10 protein-coding genes are annotated in these 15615 nt (G+C 41.8%); 9 read left to right on the top strand and 1 reads right to left on the bottom strand.

Annotation, left to right across the window (positions count from 1 at the left end):
* Nucleotides 1-85 precede the first annotated feature (85 nt).
* Both KXJ59_RS06005 and KXJ59_RS06010 read left to right on the top strand, forming a co-directional pair.
* On the top strand, nucleotides 86-1033 hold the full coding sequence (locus KXJ59_RS06005; RefSeq protein WP_295202136.1) for a pectinesterase family protein: 948 nt from the start codon (nucleotides 86-88) through the stop codon (nucleotides 1031-1033).
* A 173-nt stretch (nucleotides 1034-1206) separates the two neighbouring features.
* Nucleotides 1207-2832: a glycoside hydrolase 43 family protein gene (locus KXJ59_RS06010; RefSeq protein ID WP_295202137.1), complete on the top strand. Its 1626-nt coding sequence runs from the start codon at nucleotides 1207-1209 to the stop codon at nucleotides 2830-2832.
* Between the two features lie 132 nt (nucleotides 2833-2964).
* Here the strand turns inward: KXJ59_RS06010 and KXJ59_RS06015 are convergent, their stop codons facing one another.
* Complete coding sequence (locus tag KXJ59_RS06015) at nucleotides 2965-3999, bottom strand: LacI family DNA-binding transcriptional regulator (protein WP_295202138.1); 1035 nt, start codon at nucleotides 3997-3999, stop codon at nucleotides 2965-2967.
* Between the two features lie 326 nt (nucleotides 4000-4325).
* On the opposite strand from KXJ59_RS06015, the gene KXJ59_RS06020 reads away from it, so the two are divergent.
* The 7 genes from KXJ59_RS06020 to uxaC are packed head-to-tail and all read left to right on the top strand — an operon-like array spanning nucleotide 4326 to nucleotide 15500.
* Nucleotides 4326-4487 (top strand): hypothetical protein, encoded by a 162-nt coding sequence (locus tag KXJ59_RS06020; protein WP_295202140.1) that lies wholly within the window; start codon nucleotides 4326-4328, stop codon nucleotides 4485-4487.
* Between the two features lie 42 nt (nucleotides 4488-4529).
* Entirely contained in the window at nucleotides 4530-6866 is a 2337-nt protein-coding gene (locus KXJ59_RS06025; protein WP_295202142.1) for a glycosyl hydrolase family 28 protein, read from the top strand.
* A gap of 4 nt (nucleotides 6867-6870) precedes the next feature.
* Nucleotides 6871-8784, top strand: a complete 1914-nt coding sequence (locus KXJ59_RS06030) for a glycoside hydrolase family 88 protein (protein ID WP_295202144.1) — start codon at nucleotides 6871-6873, stop codon at nucleotides 8782-8784.
* A gap of 1 nt (nucleotide 8785) precedes the next feature.
* On the top strand, nucleotides 8786-10867 hold the full coding sequence (pelA, locus tag KXJ59_RS06035; RefSeq protein WP_295202146.1) for a pectate lyase: 2082 nt from the start codon (nucleotides 8786-8788) through the stop codon (nucleotides 10865-10867).
* A 10-nt stretch (nucleotides 10868-10877) separates the two neighbouring features.
* Nucleotides 10878-12395 carry a tagaturonate reductase gene (locus KXJ59_RS06040; RefSeq protein WP_295202148.1) on the top strand — a complete coding sequence of 506 codons (1518 nt, stop codon included), beginning with the start codon at nucleotides 10878-10880 and terminating at the stop codon, nucleotides 12393-12395.
* Nucleotides 12392-14050 carry an altronate dehydratase family protein gene (locus KXJ59_RS06045; protein ID WP_295202149.1) on the top strand — a complete coding sequence of 553 codons (1659 nt, stop codon included), beginning with the start codon at nucleotides 12392-12394 and terminating at the stop codon, nucleotides 14048-14050. Before KXJ59_RS06040 ends, KXJ59_RS06045 begins: the two co-directional genes overlap by 4 nt.
* A 25-nt stretch (nucleotides 14051-14075) precedes the next feature.
* On the top strand, nucleotides 14076-15500 hold the full coding sequence (uxaC, locus tag KXJ59_RS06050; RefSeq protein WP_295202150.1) for a glucuronate isomerase: 1425 nt from the start codon (nucleotides 14076-14078) through the stop codon (nucleotides 15498-15500).
* Nucleotides 15501-15615: the final 115 nt, after the last annotated feature.

A 15615-nucleotide genomic window follows, 5' to 3' on the forward strand; every position in this document is an offset into this window, starting at 1 on the left:
GCGTTCCCTCGTTCTCTGCGGTGAAAATTCGAGTAAATTCACCGCAGAGAACGAGGGAACGCAGAGATGACCGCAGGGTTTTTTTATGAAGAAGTTTTTATTGATACCATTTTTACTCTTTTGTGTATTTGTACATGCACAACGCATTACTGTAGCCAAAGATGGCACAGGTCAATACACAACTGTGCAGGCTGCTTTTGATGCTATACCCTCCGGCAATACAAAACCTGTAACCATTTTTGTAAAGAAAGGCATCTACAAGGAAAGACTTGTACTCGATACACGCAAAGATTTTATCCGGCTCATCGGCGAGGATAAAATGAATACCATTCTCACTTACGATAACCACGCCGGTAAAAAACTACCCAATGGCGATACCATCAACACCTGGTCATCGGCCAGTTTCTTTTTATATGCCAATGATTTTTATGCAGAGAATATCAGCTTTGAAAACAATGCAGGTTTTACTGCGGGGCAGGCTGTAGCTGTATTTGCCAATGGCGACAGACTCAGTTTTAATAACTGTCGTTTTCTGGGTTTTCAGGATGTATTGTTTTGTAGTGGTGCGGGCAGTAGACAGTATTATAAAGACTGTTACATAGAAGGTAGTACCGATTTTATTTTTGGTCCGGCAACGGCTGTGTTTCAAAACTGTACCATTCACAGCAAAAAGAACTCGCATGTAACAGCAGCGTCAACACCGAGAGAAGTGCCTTATGGTTTTGTTTTTTTTGATTGCAGACTCACGGCAGATGCAGCATTTAAAAAAGTATCGCTGGGTCGTCCATGGCAGCCACATGCGAGTGTAACGTATATACGCTGCGAAATAGGCGATCATATTATTGCTGAAGGATGGAACAATTGGCGCAACCCTGCCAATGAAGCCACCGTTCGTTATGCAGAATATAAAAACACCGGCCCCGGTGCACAAGTATCAGCAAGACCTGCATGGATTAAGCAGTTGAGTGACGAAGAGGTGAAAAAATATACGCTCAAAAATATTTTCGGAGATTGGGTGCCGATTATTAATTGATGTTTTTTTTACCACAGAGTTACACGGAGTGAGGAACAGAGTTTCACAGAGGGTTGCGAAGTAATGGTGGTATGCCAAAAAGAAAGTGCAGTATAATTTTCTAAACACACCTCCGTGCTACTCCGTGCCTCACTCCGTGTAACTCTGTGGTTAACTACAATCAAGCAACTAAAATGATAAACCCTCAACTGATATTCTTCTCGCTTCTGTTCATCACGCTGCAAGCATCTGCTCAGCAATCATTTATTTCAAAAGCATGGGTAGCAGATCAAAAAAACGGGACTTATAAAAATCCAATTTTACACGCCGATTATTCCGATCCGGATGCGATAAGGGTGGGGGATGATTTTTATATGACGGCATCATCATTTAATGCAGCACCCGGTTTACCCATTCTTCATTCCAAAGATTTAGTGAACTGGAATCTTATTGCTTATGCATTACCTCAACAGATTCCGGTTGATCATTTTTCAACCGTACAACATGGCAATGGCGTATGGGCGCCTTCTATCCGCTATCATAAAGGCGAATTTTATATTTATTATCCCGATCCCGATTTTGGTATCTATCTCACCAAAGCCAAAGACCCGCGCGGTCCCTGGTCTGCACCAATGATGGTAGAAGCAGGTAAAGGGTTGATTGATCCTTGTCCGCTCTGGGATAAAGATGGGAAAGTCTATCTCGTTCATGCTTATGCCGGAAGCAGGGCAGGTATCAAAAGCATTATAGTGGTAAAACCCATGAATACAGCTGGTACTAAAACAACAGGTGCAGGCCGATTGGTATACGACGGTCATGCAACAGACCCCACCATTGAAGGCCCTAAGTTTTACCAGCGAAACGGATACTATTACATTTTTGCACCGGCAGGTGGTGTATCAACCGGCTGGCAATTGGTATTGCGTTCCAAAAATATTTATGGCCCTTATGAAAGAAAAGTAGTGATGGATCAGGGAACAACAATCATCAATGGTCCACACCAGGGTGCCTGGGTAAATACAACAACAGGTGAAAACTGGTTTTTGCATTTTCAGGATAAGGAAGCTTATGGTCGCGTAGTACACCTGCAACCCATGTTATGGAAAAATGACTGGCCTGTTATTGGTATTGACAAGGATGGAGATGGTAAAGGAGAACCGGTATCAGTTTATAAAAAACCCAACGTGGGTAAAACCTATCCTGTTCAGACAGTAGCAGACAGTGATGAGTTTAATGAAAACAAATTAGGACTGCAATGGCAATGGCAGGCCAATGCAAAAGCCACCTTGCATTTTATGCAACCTGCGGAAGGAATGCTACGTTTGTTTTCAGACAGGCAACCTGATGCTGCTAAAAATTTATGGGATGTGCCTAATCTTCTCCTGCAAAAATTTCCTGCAGAAACATTTACTGCCACTACTAAACTGAAGTTTTCTCCCAACACAAAAATTGAAAACGAAAGGGCAGGGCTGGTAGTAATGGGTCTCAGTTATGCAGGGCTTGTCATCAAACAAAATAAAGAAAACCTGATACTGTCTTATGTTGAAACCAAAGCAGCAGACAAAGGAACAGTTGAAACAGAAAAACCAATCGCAGCCATTTCAAAAAACTGGTTGTATTTGCGCGTGAAAGTAGAGAAAGGTGCTGTTTGTAGTTTTAGTTATAGTATCGATAATATCAACTTCACTGATGCAGGCATTTCATTTACTGCTATGCCGGGTAAATGGGTGGGTGCCAAACTGGGTTTGTTCTGTACAAGAACCACCTCTACCAACGATGCCGGATTTCTCGATATCGATTGGTGGCGTATAACCGAGTAAACTCTCCGCGTAACCTCTGCGTCCTCTCGTTCTCTGCGGTGAACTTACTCGAATATTCACCGCAGAGAACGAGAGAACACAGAGATGACCGCAGGGGCCTTGCCCGGGATTTTAATCCCGGGTTGGATGAAATTATTTTTTTCTTGAAGTGGATTCTCTGATAAAAAGATCGGGTTGCAACATTTTTGTTTCGAAATCTTTAACCGGTCTTTTACTTTCAATCAGGTTAAGCAATAATTCAGTGGCCACCTGGCCCATTTCAAATGCGGGCTGACGTACCACCGATAAAGAAGGCGATAATAATTCCGTCAGGTCAATATTGGAGAAACCAATCACAGCAATATCTTGGGGTACACGAATACCTCTTGCCTTAAAATAGCGCAGACAATTGGTGGTTAACTTATCTGCTGCTGCAAAAATGGCATCTGGTTTCTTTTTCTGTTTGAATAAACTGTCTAATGCCTGCTCCACTTCATCGTAGACCAGTCCGCCATGCAAACAAAATTTCACCAACGATTCATCATACTTGATCTTATGGTCTTCGAGTGCTGCCTGGTAACCACCCAAACGATCGCGTGTGATTGATAAGTATTCAGCATTTGCCAAAGCCGCAATATGTTTATACCCGCTTTCAATTAAGTGTTTGGTGGCATCATAGCCACCTTTTTTATTGTCAACAATTACTTTATGGGTATCTATTTCATCTACAATACGGTCGAAAAAAACGATAGGATAACCACGTTCGTGTAAATGCTTGAGGTGACTCAGGTCTCTTGTTTCAGAAGCCAGTGAAATAAGTAAACCATCAATGGAGCGGGAAGCCAGGTATTGAACATTGATCAGTTCACGCTCAAAAGATTCATGGCTTTGGGTGATGATTACATTATAACCCTTGTCATAGGCAATAGATTCAATACCATTAATGATCTGCGAAAAAAAGCTATTGGCAATTTCTGCTACCACAATACCAATAGAACGGGTTCTTTTTTCTTTTAGGCTGAGTGCAATAGGATTGGGTCGGTAATTGATCTTTTCTGCATATTCCAGTACCATCTTCTTGGTTTCCGGACTAATCTCATAACTATCACGCAATGCCCTCGACACTGTGGAGGTAGAAAGTCCCAGTTCTTTGGCAATGTCTTTGATGGTTACAGCTTCGTATTTCATATTATCATACTTAACCTCTGCGTTGATCTCCCCGTTCTCCCGTTCTCTGCGGTGAACTACTCGAATACTCACCGCAGAGAACGGGGGGTATACGCAGAGATGGGGTTAAAAGTACGTTTTTTCCGATTGGGGGTACTGAGTGCAGAAAGACAGACTTAACTGGCTGATTTTGATAGTAGTTATCATTCCGTAAAATGACCTTCGTTACCGGGAACGATTGCGTAAAAAAACTGCCCCCAGAACTTTCCTGCTAGTGAATATGTGAGTAGACTTGTTGACTGATTGATTGCAGCCTTTGAGGTATGTAATACAATCAAATGCTTGCCATGAGGTTCATCAGCAGAACATACCAGGATTATGCAACAAAAACCATGTTTATAACTGGTAAAGGCAGCTGTGATGACAGGCAGCAAATACTAACGCTTGTTTTGTTTATTGGTATATCGGCGAAAGCCAAATTTTACAGCTATACAGGTTATCCTGTATAGCTTTTTTATATGCATTATTTTGTAGTGTTGAAAATGAATAGTATGAAACGCATTGTTTATTTCACCTTGTTACTCGCTTTGCTGGGTTTTGAATTACCGGAAAAGAAAGTCCGCTTTTTTATGATTGGTGATTCAACCATGGCCGATAAACCATTGGCCGGTAATCCGGAGCGTGGCTGGGGACAATTGTTTCCGCAGTTGTTAACCAGTGAAGTAGAAGTACGTAATCATGCAGTTAATGGACGCAGTACCAAAAGTTTTGTAAAAGAAGGCCGATGGGATTCTGTGATGAAACAACTGCGTTCAGGTGATTATGTATTTATTCAGTTTGGACATAATGATTCCAAAATAACAGACAGTAACCGCTATGCGGCCCCTCAAACCACCTACAGAAACAGTCTGATCCGTTTTGTAAATGATGCCAGATCGAAAGGTGCCAATCCAATTTTGGTAACACCTGTTATGCGCAGAAAATTTGATAGCAAAGGTGCTTTTGTAGACCAGCACGGAGAATACCCCGGTGTAGTGAGGGAGATTGCCAAACAAATGAATGTTCAGTTGATTGACTTACACCAGAGCAGTCAGAAACTGATTGAACAACATGGTGTGGAAGGATCAAAGAAAATGTTTTTGTGGATTGATCCACGCCATTATACGGCGATGTTTGAAGGCAAAAAAGACGATACCCATTTTTCTGATTATGGTGCCATATCTGTAGCATCGCTGGTTTGTGCGGAGATGAAACAAAAAAATATAGCAGCTCAGTATTTAAAAGTTTCTGTACATCCTGAGAAATATGAGTATGAGTTACCCAAAATATATTCCCCCCATTTTAAAAAAGATACTTTCTCTGTAGTTAACTACGGCGCAAAAAACGATGGCATTACGCTGAATACCATCGCTATCAATAAAACCATAGAAGCCTGTGCGGCCAATGGAGGAGGTGTTGTACTGATACCTGCCGGTTTATGGTTAACGGGTCCTATTACGCTGAAGAGTAATGTGGAACTGCATACTGCCATCAATTCAGTTATTCTGTTTACAGATGACAGGAAAGAGTATCCACTGGTAAAATCATCTTTTGAAGGTGTTAATGCAGCACGTTGTCAGTCGCCCATTACTGCGGAAGGTCTGGAGAATATTGCCATTACGGGTCATGGTATTTTTCATGGATCAGGTGATGCATGGCGCCCATTGAAGAGAAATAAACTCACTGAATCTGAATGGAAGAAACATATTGCACGTGGCGGTGTGGTAACAGAAGATAAAACCACCTGGTACTCATCGGCCGGCGCATTGAAAGGTTCGCTTACCAACAATATCGGTAAACTGTTACCGGGTCTGGAGTTAAAAGACTTTGAAGAGATCAGAGATTTTCTTCGCCCCAATATGCTGCGTATACTCGATTGTAAAAATGTACTGCTGGAAGGCGTAACTTTTGAAAACTCCCCTGCATGGACTATGCACCTGGTTACGAGTCAGCACATCACGATCAAAAATGTATCCGTAAAAAATCCATGGTATGGACAGAACACAGATGCCCTCGATCTGGAAGCCTGTGCCAATGTACTGGTTGATGGATGTAAGTTTGATACAGGCGATGATGGTATCTGTATTAAATCGGGCAGGGATGAAGAAGGAAGAAAAAGAGGCATTCCAACAGAAAATGTCATTGCAAAAAACACTACGGTATATCATGCGCATGGTGGTTTTGTAATTGGCAGTGAAATGAGTGGTGGTGCCAAAAACCTGTTTGTATCTGACTGTAGTTTTATTGGAACCGATATAGGTCTGCGTTTTAAAACGGTACGTGGCCGTGGTGGTGTGGTGGAAAATATTTATGCGGCCAATATCAACATGAAAGACATTCCCGGTGAAGCCATTTCCTTCGATATGTATTATGCCGCAAAAGATCCTGTACCATTGGCCGGAGAGGAAAGAGCATTACCCAAAGTAGAAATATTGCCGGTAACAGAAGCTACACCGATATTCAGAAATTTTTATATCAACAATATTGTTTGCAATGGTGCAGCCAAAGCTGTATTTGTAAGAGGTATTCCTGAAATGCGGGTGAGTAATGTGGTATTCAATAACCTTAAGATGAAAACCGATAAGGGTATTGAATGTACAGAAGCGCAGGGCATCAGCTTTAACAATGTGTACCTGCAACCTACAGATACCAACCCTCTCGTGCATATACAGAATAGTGCAGACATTAGTTTTAATGAACTACGTTATGCGCCCAATCCGGCAATGATCATGAGCATTAACGGCGACCGTAATGGCAAAGTAAAAGTAACAGGTGCCGATCTTTCATCTTTCAAAAACAAAACAGAGTTCCGCTATGGTGCCAATACAGCATTACTGGAACTGAAATAAACTGATGAAGAAATTTATATACACGATAGCGATCTTTTTTTTGTTACAGGCCACTACAGTAACAGCACAACAGCCATGGTCTGAACGCATGACGGAAACGGTGATGCAGTTATGGCCCGATAGTATGGCACTAAAAGCACCACAACCCGCCAAATGGATTTATGACCAGGGGTTGATATTAAAAGCAATAGAAAAAGTATGGCTACGTAGCGGAAACGGGAAATATTTTGAGTACATCAAAAAGGGAATGGATTTCTTCGTCAATAAAGACGGCACCATCAGAACCTATAAACAGGGCGATTATAATATAGACAATATTACACCCGGCAGAAATCTCCTGTTATTATACGATGTACTTGAAGATGAGAAGTACAGAAAAGCAGCAGCTATACTTCGTGAGCAACTGAAGAACCACCCACGTACCAAAGAAGGTGGTTTCTGGCACAAGAAAATATATCCATGGCAAATGTGGCTGGATGGTTTGTATATGGGCGAACCTTTTTATGCAGAATATGCCAATCGTTTCAATGAACCGGCCGCATTCGATGATATTGCCAATCAGTTTATCTGGATGGAACAACATGCCAGAGATGCTAAAACAGGGTTACTCTATCATGCATGGGATGAAAGCAAAGAGCAGCGATGGGCCAATAAAACAACCGGACAATCTCCTCATTTCTGGGGCCGCGCCATGGGTTGGTATGGCATGGCACTGGTAGATGTATTGGAAATATTTCCTGCATCACATCCTAAAAGAATTGAGCTGATCAATATACTAAAACGTTATATCGCTGCTATAAAAAAAGTACAGGATCCGCAGTCGGGTGTATGGTGGCAGATATTAGATAAAGGAAAAACAAAGGGTAATTATTTAGAAGCATCTGCCTCATCCATGTTCGTATACGCAATGGCAAAAGGTATTCGACTGGGGCATTTACCTGTTACAGAAATGGCAACGGTTCAGAAAGCCTATGCAGGTGTATTAAAAACATTTGTTACAGTAGACAATGAAATCGCCAACCTGAATCGTGTTTGTCAGGTAGCTGGTTTGGGTGGTAATCCTTACAGAGACGGAAGTTTTGACTACTATGTTAGTGAACCCATCATTACCAACGACCCCAAAGGATTGGGCGCATTTATTCTGGCAGCTACTGAAATGGAAACATTGACAGAAGCAAAACCCGGCGCTGGTAAAACAGTAATGCTGGACCAGTATTTTAATAATGAAACAAGAAAGAATAAACAGGGCAACACAGTTTCGTTTCATTATACCTGGGAAGACAGGATGAACAGTGGTTTTGCTTTATGGGGAAACCTGTTCAGCAACCGGGGAGCAGCCACTCTTTCTTTAAAGGAAGCACCTACAACTGCTAACCTGAAAAAGGCATCGGTGTATATTATTGTTGACCCCGATACTAAGAAAGAAACTGAAAATCCGCAATTTATTCAACCCGAACATATAAAAGTTATCAGCGAATGGGTGAAAGCAGGTGGGGTACTGGTTTTAATGGCCAATGATTCAGCCAATACAGAACTTGATCATTTCAATCAGCTGGCTGCTTCTTTTGGTATGCAGTTCAATAAAGACAACCGTAATGCTGTAAAAAACAACGCCTACGAAACAGGGTTGATTACCGTTGAAAAAGGGAATCCGGTATTTAAAAATGCGGAACGTCTTTTTATTAAAGAGATAGCCACACTTAGTTTAAAAGCACCTGCAAAAGCTTTAATAAAAGATAAAGAACATATAATAATGGCAGTGGCAAATATTGGTAAAGGAAAAGTATTTGCAGTAGGTGATCCATGGCTGTACAACGAATATGTTGACGGAAGAAAACTGCCTGCCGGTTTTGATAATTATACAGCAGCAAAAGAATTAGCCAGCTGGTTATTACAAACTGCACGACCAGGAAAATAAAATGTTGGTAAAACAATTTACGATACGAATAACGGGGCTATTATGGCTGATACTGCTGGCAAATTGTCTGCAGGCCCAACAGGTATTGCTGGTGGTTGATAAAGAAGGTAAGGGAGATTTCAGGAGTATACAGGACGCTGTAAACAGTTTACCTGATACAGCCAATGAACAACGGGTTATTTATATAAAAAATGGAACCTACTCAGAAAAAGTATTCATCAGCAAACATAAAATAACACTGACAGGGGAAGACAAGCATAAAACCATACTCAGTATTTCATTATCGAGAGATGTATGGCGTTGTGAAAGTGCTGATGACTGGGGTGTGGCTGCCATAAACCTGAATGGAAATGACATTGTACTGGAGAACCTGAGCATCATCAATAGCTATGGATTCGACAATGTAAATGATACCTATGTTGATTGTAAAACAGATACAGGAACCATCACCAAACAGGTACGCAGGTCAAGCCACCAAATGGCACTGAGAAGTTTTGCTACAACAAGATTAATTGTACGCAATTGCATCCTCCGCGCTTATGGAGGAGATACGGTAAGTCCATGGAACGTAGAAGAAGGCATGTATTATTTCAAAGATTGTCTGATGGAAGGTGGTGTTGATTTTTATTGTCCGAGAGGATGGGCCTGGGCAGAGAACTGTGAGTTTGTGGCACATGGTAATGTGGCAGCCATCTGGCATGATGGGTCTAAATATGAAGATTCAAAAACGGTATTGGTGAATTGCACATTCAGAGGGGATGATGGTTTTAAATTAGGACGTTATCATCGCGATGCACAATTCTATCTGTTGAACTGCAGCTTTGCGGCAAATATGGCAGATGCACCTGTGTACCTGAATCCAAGTAATCCGCAGAATACGATCTTATGGGGTAAGCGTGTTTATTTCTTCAACTCACACAGAAAAGGTGGTGATTATAGCTGGCATAAAGACAATCTGCATGAAGCCAAAGGTTCACCCAAAGCTGAAATGATTACACCCCAGTGGACGTTTGGAGGGAGGTGGAATCCACAGGCAATAGTTCCATTTGTATTCAAGCAAAAAGATACAAGAGACAAGGGAATAAGTGGCAGACAGGATACACGAACAGTGAACGATATTGTATTACAGGCAGAGAATATGCTGCTTTACCAGAGAGCTGTTGGCGGATGGCCAAAAGCGGTGGGTGAGGTTAAAGTGGATTATACAAAGCAATTATCGGAAGCAGAAAAAAAACGTACACTGGCCGACTCATTACGTAAAGACGCCACAATCGACAACAGTGCTACCACAAAGGAAATAAGGTTCCTCATCAATGCATATAAACAAACAGGAGATGCCCGTTACCTCAAAGCTGCAGAAAAAGGTATCCGTTATTGTCTGAAAGCACAATATGCCAATGGTGGATGGCCACAGTATTATCCTGATTCCAGTTCCTATCGTGCGCAGATCACCTACAACGACAATGCGATGGTGAATGTGCTGAATGTAATGCAGGATATTGTTGAGCAGAAAAATAATTTCAACCTTGTTGATGCGTCTTTGATTCCACCGGCAACAGAAGCAGTTGCAAAGGGGATCAGTTGTATCCTTAAAACGCAACTGATTGTAAACGGAAAATTATCCGCATGGTGCGCGCAATACAATCGTAAAACCCTGCAACCTGAAATGGCAAGGAAGTTCGAACTGGTATCGCTGAGCGGTATGGAGTCTGCAGGTATTGTTTCTTTTCTTTTACGTATACCCCATCCAACACAGGAAATGAAACAGGCAATACAGGCTGCTGTGGAATGGTTTGAAACGGTAAAAATAAATGGGTATGTATACAAGGATATCGTTGATGCAGCCATGCCTGATGGTAAAGACAGGGTGATTGTTGAACAGGCAAATGCGGCATTATGGGCCCGCTTTTATGAAATACCCAATAACAGACCATTCTTTACGGGCAGAGACAGTATCAGGAAATATAAACTGACTGAAATTGAACATGAAAGAAGGGTAGGTTATGCGTGGTATGGAACATGGCCGGAAAAAATACTCGTAAAAGATTATCCGGCATGGAAGAAAAAGAATCTTATTAATTAAAGAATATCGAATGCGACTGAGTGCTGAAAATATGGAACAGTTAAGATCTGCCAATGCTGAGTGGCCGGATCAGTCATTATTACACCTGCCTGAAAAAGTATTACAATTTGGAACAGGTGTTTTATTGAGAGGCTTACCCGATTATTTTATTGATAAGGCAAACAAACAAGGCCTGTTTAACGGCAGGATTGTAGTAATAAAATCAACAGATCGTGGTGGTACGGATGCATTTGATGTACAGAATGGTTTATACAGTTTACTGGAAAGAGGTTATGAAGCGGGAGCCAAAACAGAGAAAGTAATTGTGAATGCCGCCATCAGCCGTGTATTATCTGCTGCAACCCAATGGAACGAAATACTGGCGTGTGCAGAGAATAAGGATTTGCAGATCATTATTTCAAACACAACAGAAGTAGGTATTACACTGGTTACAACAGATGCAACAGCTTTATTGCCTGTTTCATATCCGGGTAAACTGCTGGCTTTTTTACTAAAAAGATACCACTACTTTAATGGAGCACAGGAAGCTGGTATGGTGATTATTCCTACAGAATTGATTACTGATAATGGAGCCAAGTTAAAAGCCATTGTAACTGAACTGGCCAGGTTGAAAGAAACCGGCGATGAGTTTATTTACTGGCTCCATACAGCCAATGATTTCTGTAGCTCATTGGTTGACAGGATTGTTCCGGGTAAACCTGCTAAAGCCGATCAGGAACAGACAGAAGCAATATTGGGTTTTGAAGATGAATTAATGATCATGTCCGAAACTTATCGCCTCTGGGCCATAGAGACCGACAGGGAGCGAACAAGAAATATCCTTTCATTTGCGCTTGCCGATAAAGGAGTGGTGTTGGCAAAAGATATCAACCGATTCAGAGAGTTAAAGCTGCGATTGCTGAATGGTACCCATAGTTTCAGTTGCGGACTCGCCGGTTTATCTGGTTTCAGACTGGTAAAAGAGGCCATGCAGGATGAAACTTTTACGGCTTTTATATCAGCGTTGATGCTGGAGGAGATTGCACCCATTGTGGCAAGAGGAGATATAGATAAAAAAGAAGCAGAAGCTTTTGCCTTAGAAGTAATGGATCGTTTTCGTAATCCCTATATCGATCACCAATGGGAGCATATTGCAGTACAATACACTTCTAAAATGGCCATGCGCAATGTGCCGTTGATACAGGCGCTCTACCAGTCGGGAGAAAAACCTAACAGTTATATGGCATTGGGTTTTGCTGCCTATCTTCATTTTATGAAACCATTATTGGGAAGAGACGGGAAAAATTATGTGAATCAACAGGGTATGATCCTGAATGATGATAAAGCAGACAGCCTGTTCAAACACTGGAACCTGGGTTTGTCTGTTGAAGCAACCATTACCCAGATTCTATCCGATCAACATATTTGGGGTGCTAACCTCTCGTCATGCAAAGGTTTTGCAGAGGCAGTAATAACAAATTATTTTCAGTTACTCGAACAGCAGCCATTGGCATTGCTTAAAACCAACAGACAAAAATCGGTAGCATGAGTGAAGCAAGAAAAATAATACAGGTTCATTCGGCAGATAATGTGTTGGTGGCTTTACAGGATTTAGCCGCAGGAGATACAGTAGTCTGGAAAGAACAATCTTATACATTACTGGAACCCATACCTGCCAAACATAAATTCACTACAGTAAATATTGCAGCAGGCAATGCCATTACCATGTATGGTGTATTGGTAGGAAAGGCTAAACAGGATTTGCCAGTTGGTGTTCGAATCAGCACAGAAAATATAACACACGCATCAGGCACATTCAGCTTGCATGAAAGAAGAACAGGCTGGCATATTCCCGATACCAGCCAATGGCAGCAAAAAACATTTAACGGCTATCACCGTGCAGACGGTTCTGTAGGTACTGCCAATTATTGGTTGGTAATACCGCTTGTATTCTGCGAGAACAGGAATATAGAAGTAATACGCGAAGCATTACTGGAAGAACTGGGCTATGCACGTGTAAAAAAATACAACCAGTTTACACAGCATCTTGCCAAACTCTATCAGTCGGGCGCTGATACAGCTGCCATACTGGAAACAGATTATGTAGCAACTGAAATAACGAATGGCAAATCGCCCTTATTTCCCAATATTGATGGTATTAAATTTCTTACACATGATGGTGGCTGTGGGGGCATCAGACAGGATGCACAAACCTTATGTGGCTTACTGGCGGGCTATATCACCCATCCCAATGTAGCAGGTGCCACTATTCTCAGTCTTGGATGTCAGAATGCACAGGTAACCATGTTGCAGGAAGAAATAAATAAGCGCGACAAGGAATTTGCAAAACCATTGTTTATACTCGAACAACAAAAGCTGGGTACAGAAACAACTTTAGTATCAACAGCCATCAAACAAACATTTGCAGGCTTGGTAGAAGCAAATAAGAACAAAAGAAAGCCTGCACCACTCAGCAAACTCTGTATTGGTCTTGAATGTGGTGGCTCCGATGGCTTTTCCGGTATATCGGCCAACCCGGCCATTGGTTATACTTCTGATTTACTGGTGGCATTGGGAGGTAGTGTTATCTTATCTGAGTTTCCGGAACTCTGTGGGGTTGAACAGGAATTGAGTGATCGTTGTGTAGATGAAAATAAGGCAAAGCGGTTTATGCATTTGATGCAAACCTATAATGCAAAAGCAGAGGAAGCCGGTAGTGGTTTTTATATGAACCCTTCGCCCGGTAATATCAAAGACGGACTGATTACCGATGCAATTAAATCGGCCGGAGCCGCAAAAAAAGGGGGAACCTCACCCGTGGCGGATGTACTTGATTATCCTGAAAAAGTACATAAACCCGGACTCAATTTATTATGTACACCCGGTAACGATGTGGAATCTACAACCGCAGAAGTAGGTTCGGGTGCTACGGTTGTGTTATTTACCACCGGACTTGGAACACCTACAGGTAACCCGATTGCACCGGTAGTAAAACTTTCAACAAATACGGTGTTGTATGAGCGTATGAAAGATATTATCGACATCAATACCGGAACCATTATTGAAGGAAAAGAAACCATTGAAGAAGCAGGAGAAAGAATACTCAACTATGTAATAGAAGTGGCAAGTGGTAATATACAGGTAAGCGCCGTAAGAAACGGGCAAGACGATTTTATACCATGGAAAAGAGGAGTAAGCCTCTGATCTTAACTAATAAGGAAGCAAGTTTATGAAACAATTTTTAGATGAAAATTTTTTGCTGAACAACAAAACGGCACAGGAATTATACCACGGCTATGCCAAACATATGCCTGTTATCGATTATCACTGTCATCTCTCTCCACAACAGATTGCAGAAGACAAACAGTTTAAAAATATTACGGAAGCGTGGTTGTATGGCGATCATTATAAATGGCGTGCCATGCGTACCAACGGCGTAGAAGAAAAATTCTGCACAGGTAATGCAGGCGACAGAGAAAAATTTCAACAATGGGCTGGTACGGTTCCTTATACCTTACGTAACCCCCTGTATCATTGGACGCACCTTGAACTGCAGCGTTATTTTGGTGTGAAAGAGGTGTTGAATGAAAAGAATGCAGATGCCGTTTACGATCAGTGTACCGCACTACTGCAGACAAAAGATTTTACTGTTCGTAATCTGTTGCGGAAAATGAATGTAGCCATTGTTTGCACCACTGACGATCCTGTTGACTCTTTGGAACACCATGCCAGGTTAAAGGCAGATGGCTTTGAAATACCTATCCTGCCTGCATTTCGTCCAGATCAGGCAATGAATGTGGCTGATGCCGACAGATTTAATCATTATATCAGCCAGCTTGAAGCAGTAACAGGTATTTCTGTTTCTTCCTTCGATGATTTTCTCTATGCCTTACAAAACAGGCATGATTATTTTGCAGCAGCCGGTTGTAATGTATCGGATCATGGACTCGAAGAAATATATGCGGAAGATTTTACCGGTTCAGAGATCAACAGCATCTTTAATAAAATACACAGTGGTAAACAATTGAATGAGTCGGAACAGCGAAAATTTAAATCGGCCATGCTGGTACATTTTGCAGAATGGGACTGGGAGAAAGGCTGGGTACAACAGTTTCACCTGGGTGCTTTGAGAAACAATAATTCCCGGATGCTACAGCAGCTTGGGCCCGACACAGGTTGGGATTCTATCGGCGATTTTTCACAGGGTCGCCCACTCGCATCTTTCCTGAATAAACTCGATAGCGATAACAAACTGGCCAAAACCATCATCTATAACCTGAACCCAGCCGATAACGAACTGATGGCTACCATGATTGGTAATTTCAATGATGGTTCAGCAGCAGGTAAAATACAGTTTGGTGCAGCATGGTGGTTCCTTGACCAGAAAGATGGAATGGTAAAACAAATGAATGCGCTGTCGAATATGGGGCTGTTGAGTCGTTTTGTGGGTATGCTGACTGATTCGCGTAGTTTCCTTTCGTTTCCAAGACATGAATACTTCAGGAGATTACTCTGTAATTTATTTGGAGAAGAAATAGAGAATGGTGAGATACCCGCTGATATGGACTGGGTAGGAAAAGTGATTAAAGACATCTGTTACCGTAATGCACAACAATATTTTGGCTGGCAGGGTATTACTCCGCAAGCCATCTAAACAAAATCTTCTGTGTTCTTCTCCATAGGAGTCCCTTCGGATTGTGTTTTCAGTGGCAATATTATCTTTTATTGATTGCCCCTGAAGACACAGAGAAACACAGAAGTATTTTTTT

The organism is Sediminibacterium sp. (assembly GCF_019264485.1).
GTDB lineage: Bacteria > Bacteroidota > Bacteroidia > Chitinophagales > Chitinophagaceae > Sediminibacterium.

What these genes read in the sequence shown, in the direction of transcription:
- KXJ59_RS06005 (WP_295202136.1), top strand. Translation starts at nt 86, where the DNA reads ATGAAGAAGTTTTTATTGATACCATTTTTACTCTTTTGTGTATTTGTA.
- KXJ59_RS06010 (WP_295202137.1), top strand. Translation starts at nt 1,207, where the DNA reads ATGATAAACCCTCAACTGATATTCTTCTCGCTTCTGTTCATCACGCTG.
- KXJ59_RS06015 (WP_295202138.1), bottom strand. Translation starts at nt 3,999, where the DNA reads ATGAAATACGAAGCTGTAACCATCAAAGACATTGCCAAAGAACTGGGA.
- KXJ59_RS06020 (WP_295202140.1), top strand. Translation starts at nt 4,326, where the DNA reads ATGAGGTTCATCAGCAGAACATACCAGGATTATGCAACAAAAACCATG.
- KXJ59_RS06025 (WP_295202142.1), top strand. Translation starts at nt 4,530, where the DNA reads ATGAAACGCATTGTTTATTTCACCTTGTTACTCGCTTTGCTGGGTTTT.
- KXJ59_RS06030 (WP_295202144.1), top strand. Translation starts at nt 6,871, where the DNA reads ATGAAGAAATTTATATACACGATAGCGATCTTTTTTTTGTTACAGGCC.
- pelA (WP_295202146.1), top strand. Translation starts at nt 8,786, where the DNA reads ATGTTGGTAAAACAATTTACGATACGAATAACGGGGCTATTATGGCTG.
- KXJ59_RS06040 (WP_295202148.1), top strand. Translation starts at nt 10,878, where the DNA reads ATGCGACTGAGTGCTGAAAATATGGAACAGTTAAGATCTGCCAATGCT.
- KXJ59_RS06045 (WP_295202149.1), top strand. Translation starts at nt 12,392, where the DNA reads ATGAGTGAAGCAAGAAAAATAATACAGGTTCATTCGGCAGATAATGTG.
- uxaC (WP_295202150.1), top strand. Translation starts at nt 14,076, where the DNA reads ATGAAACAATTTTTAGATGAAAATTTTTTGCTGAACAACAAAACGGCA.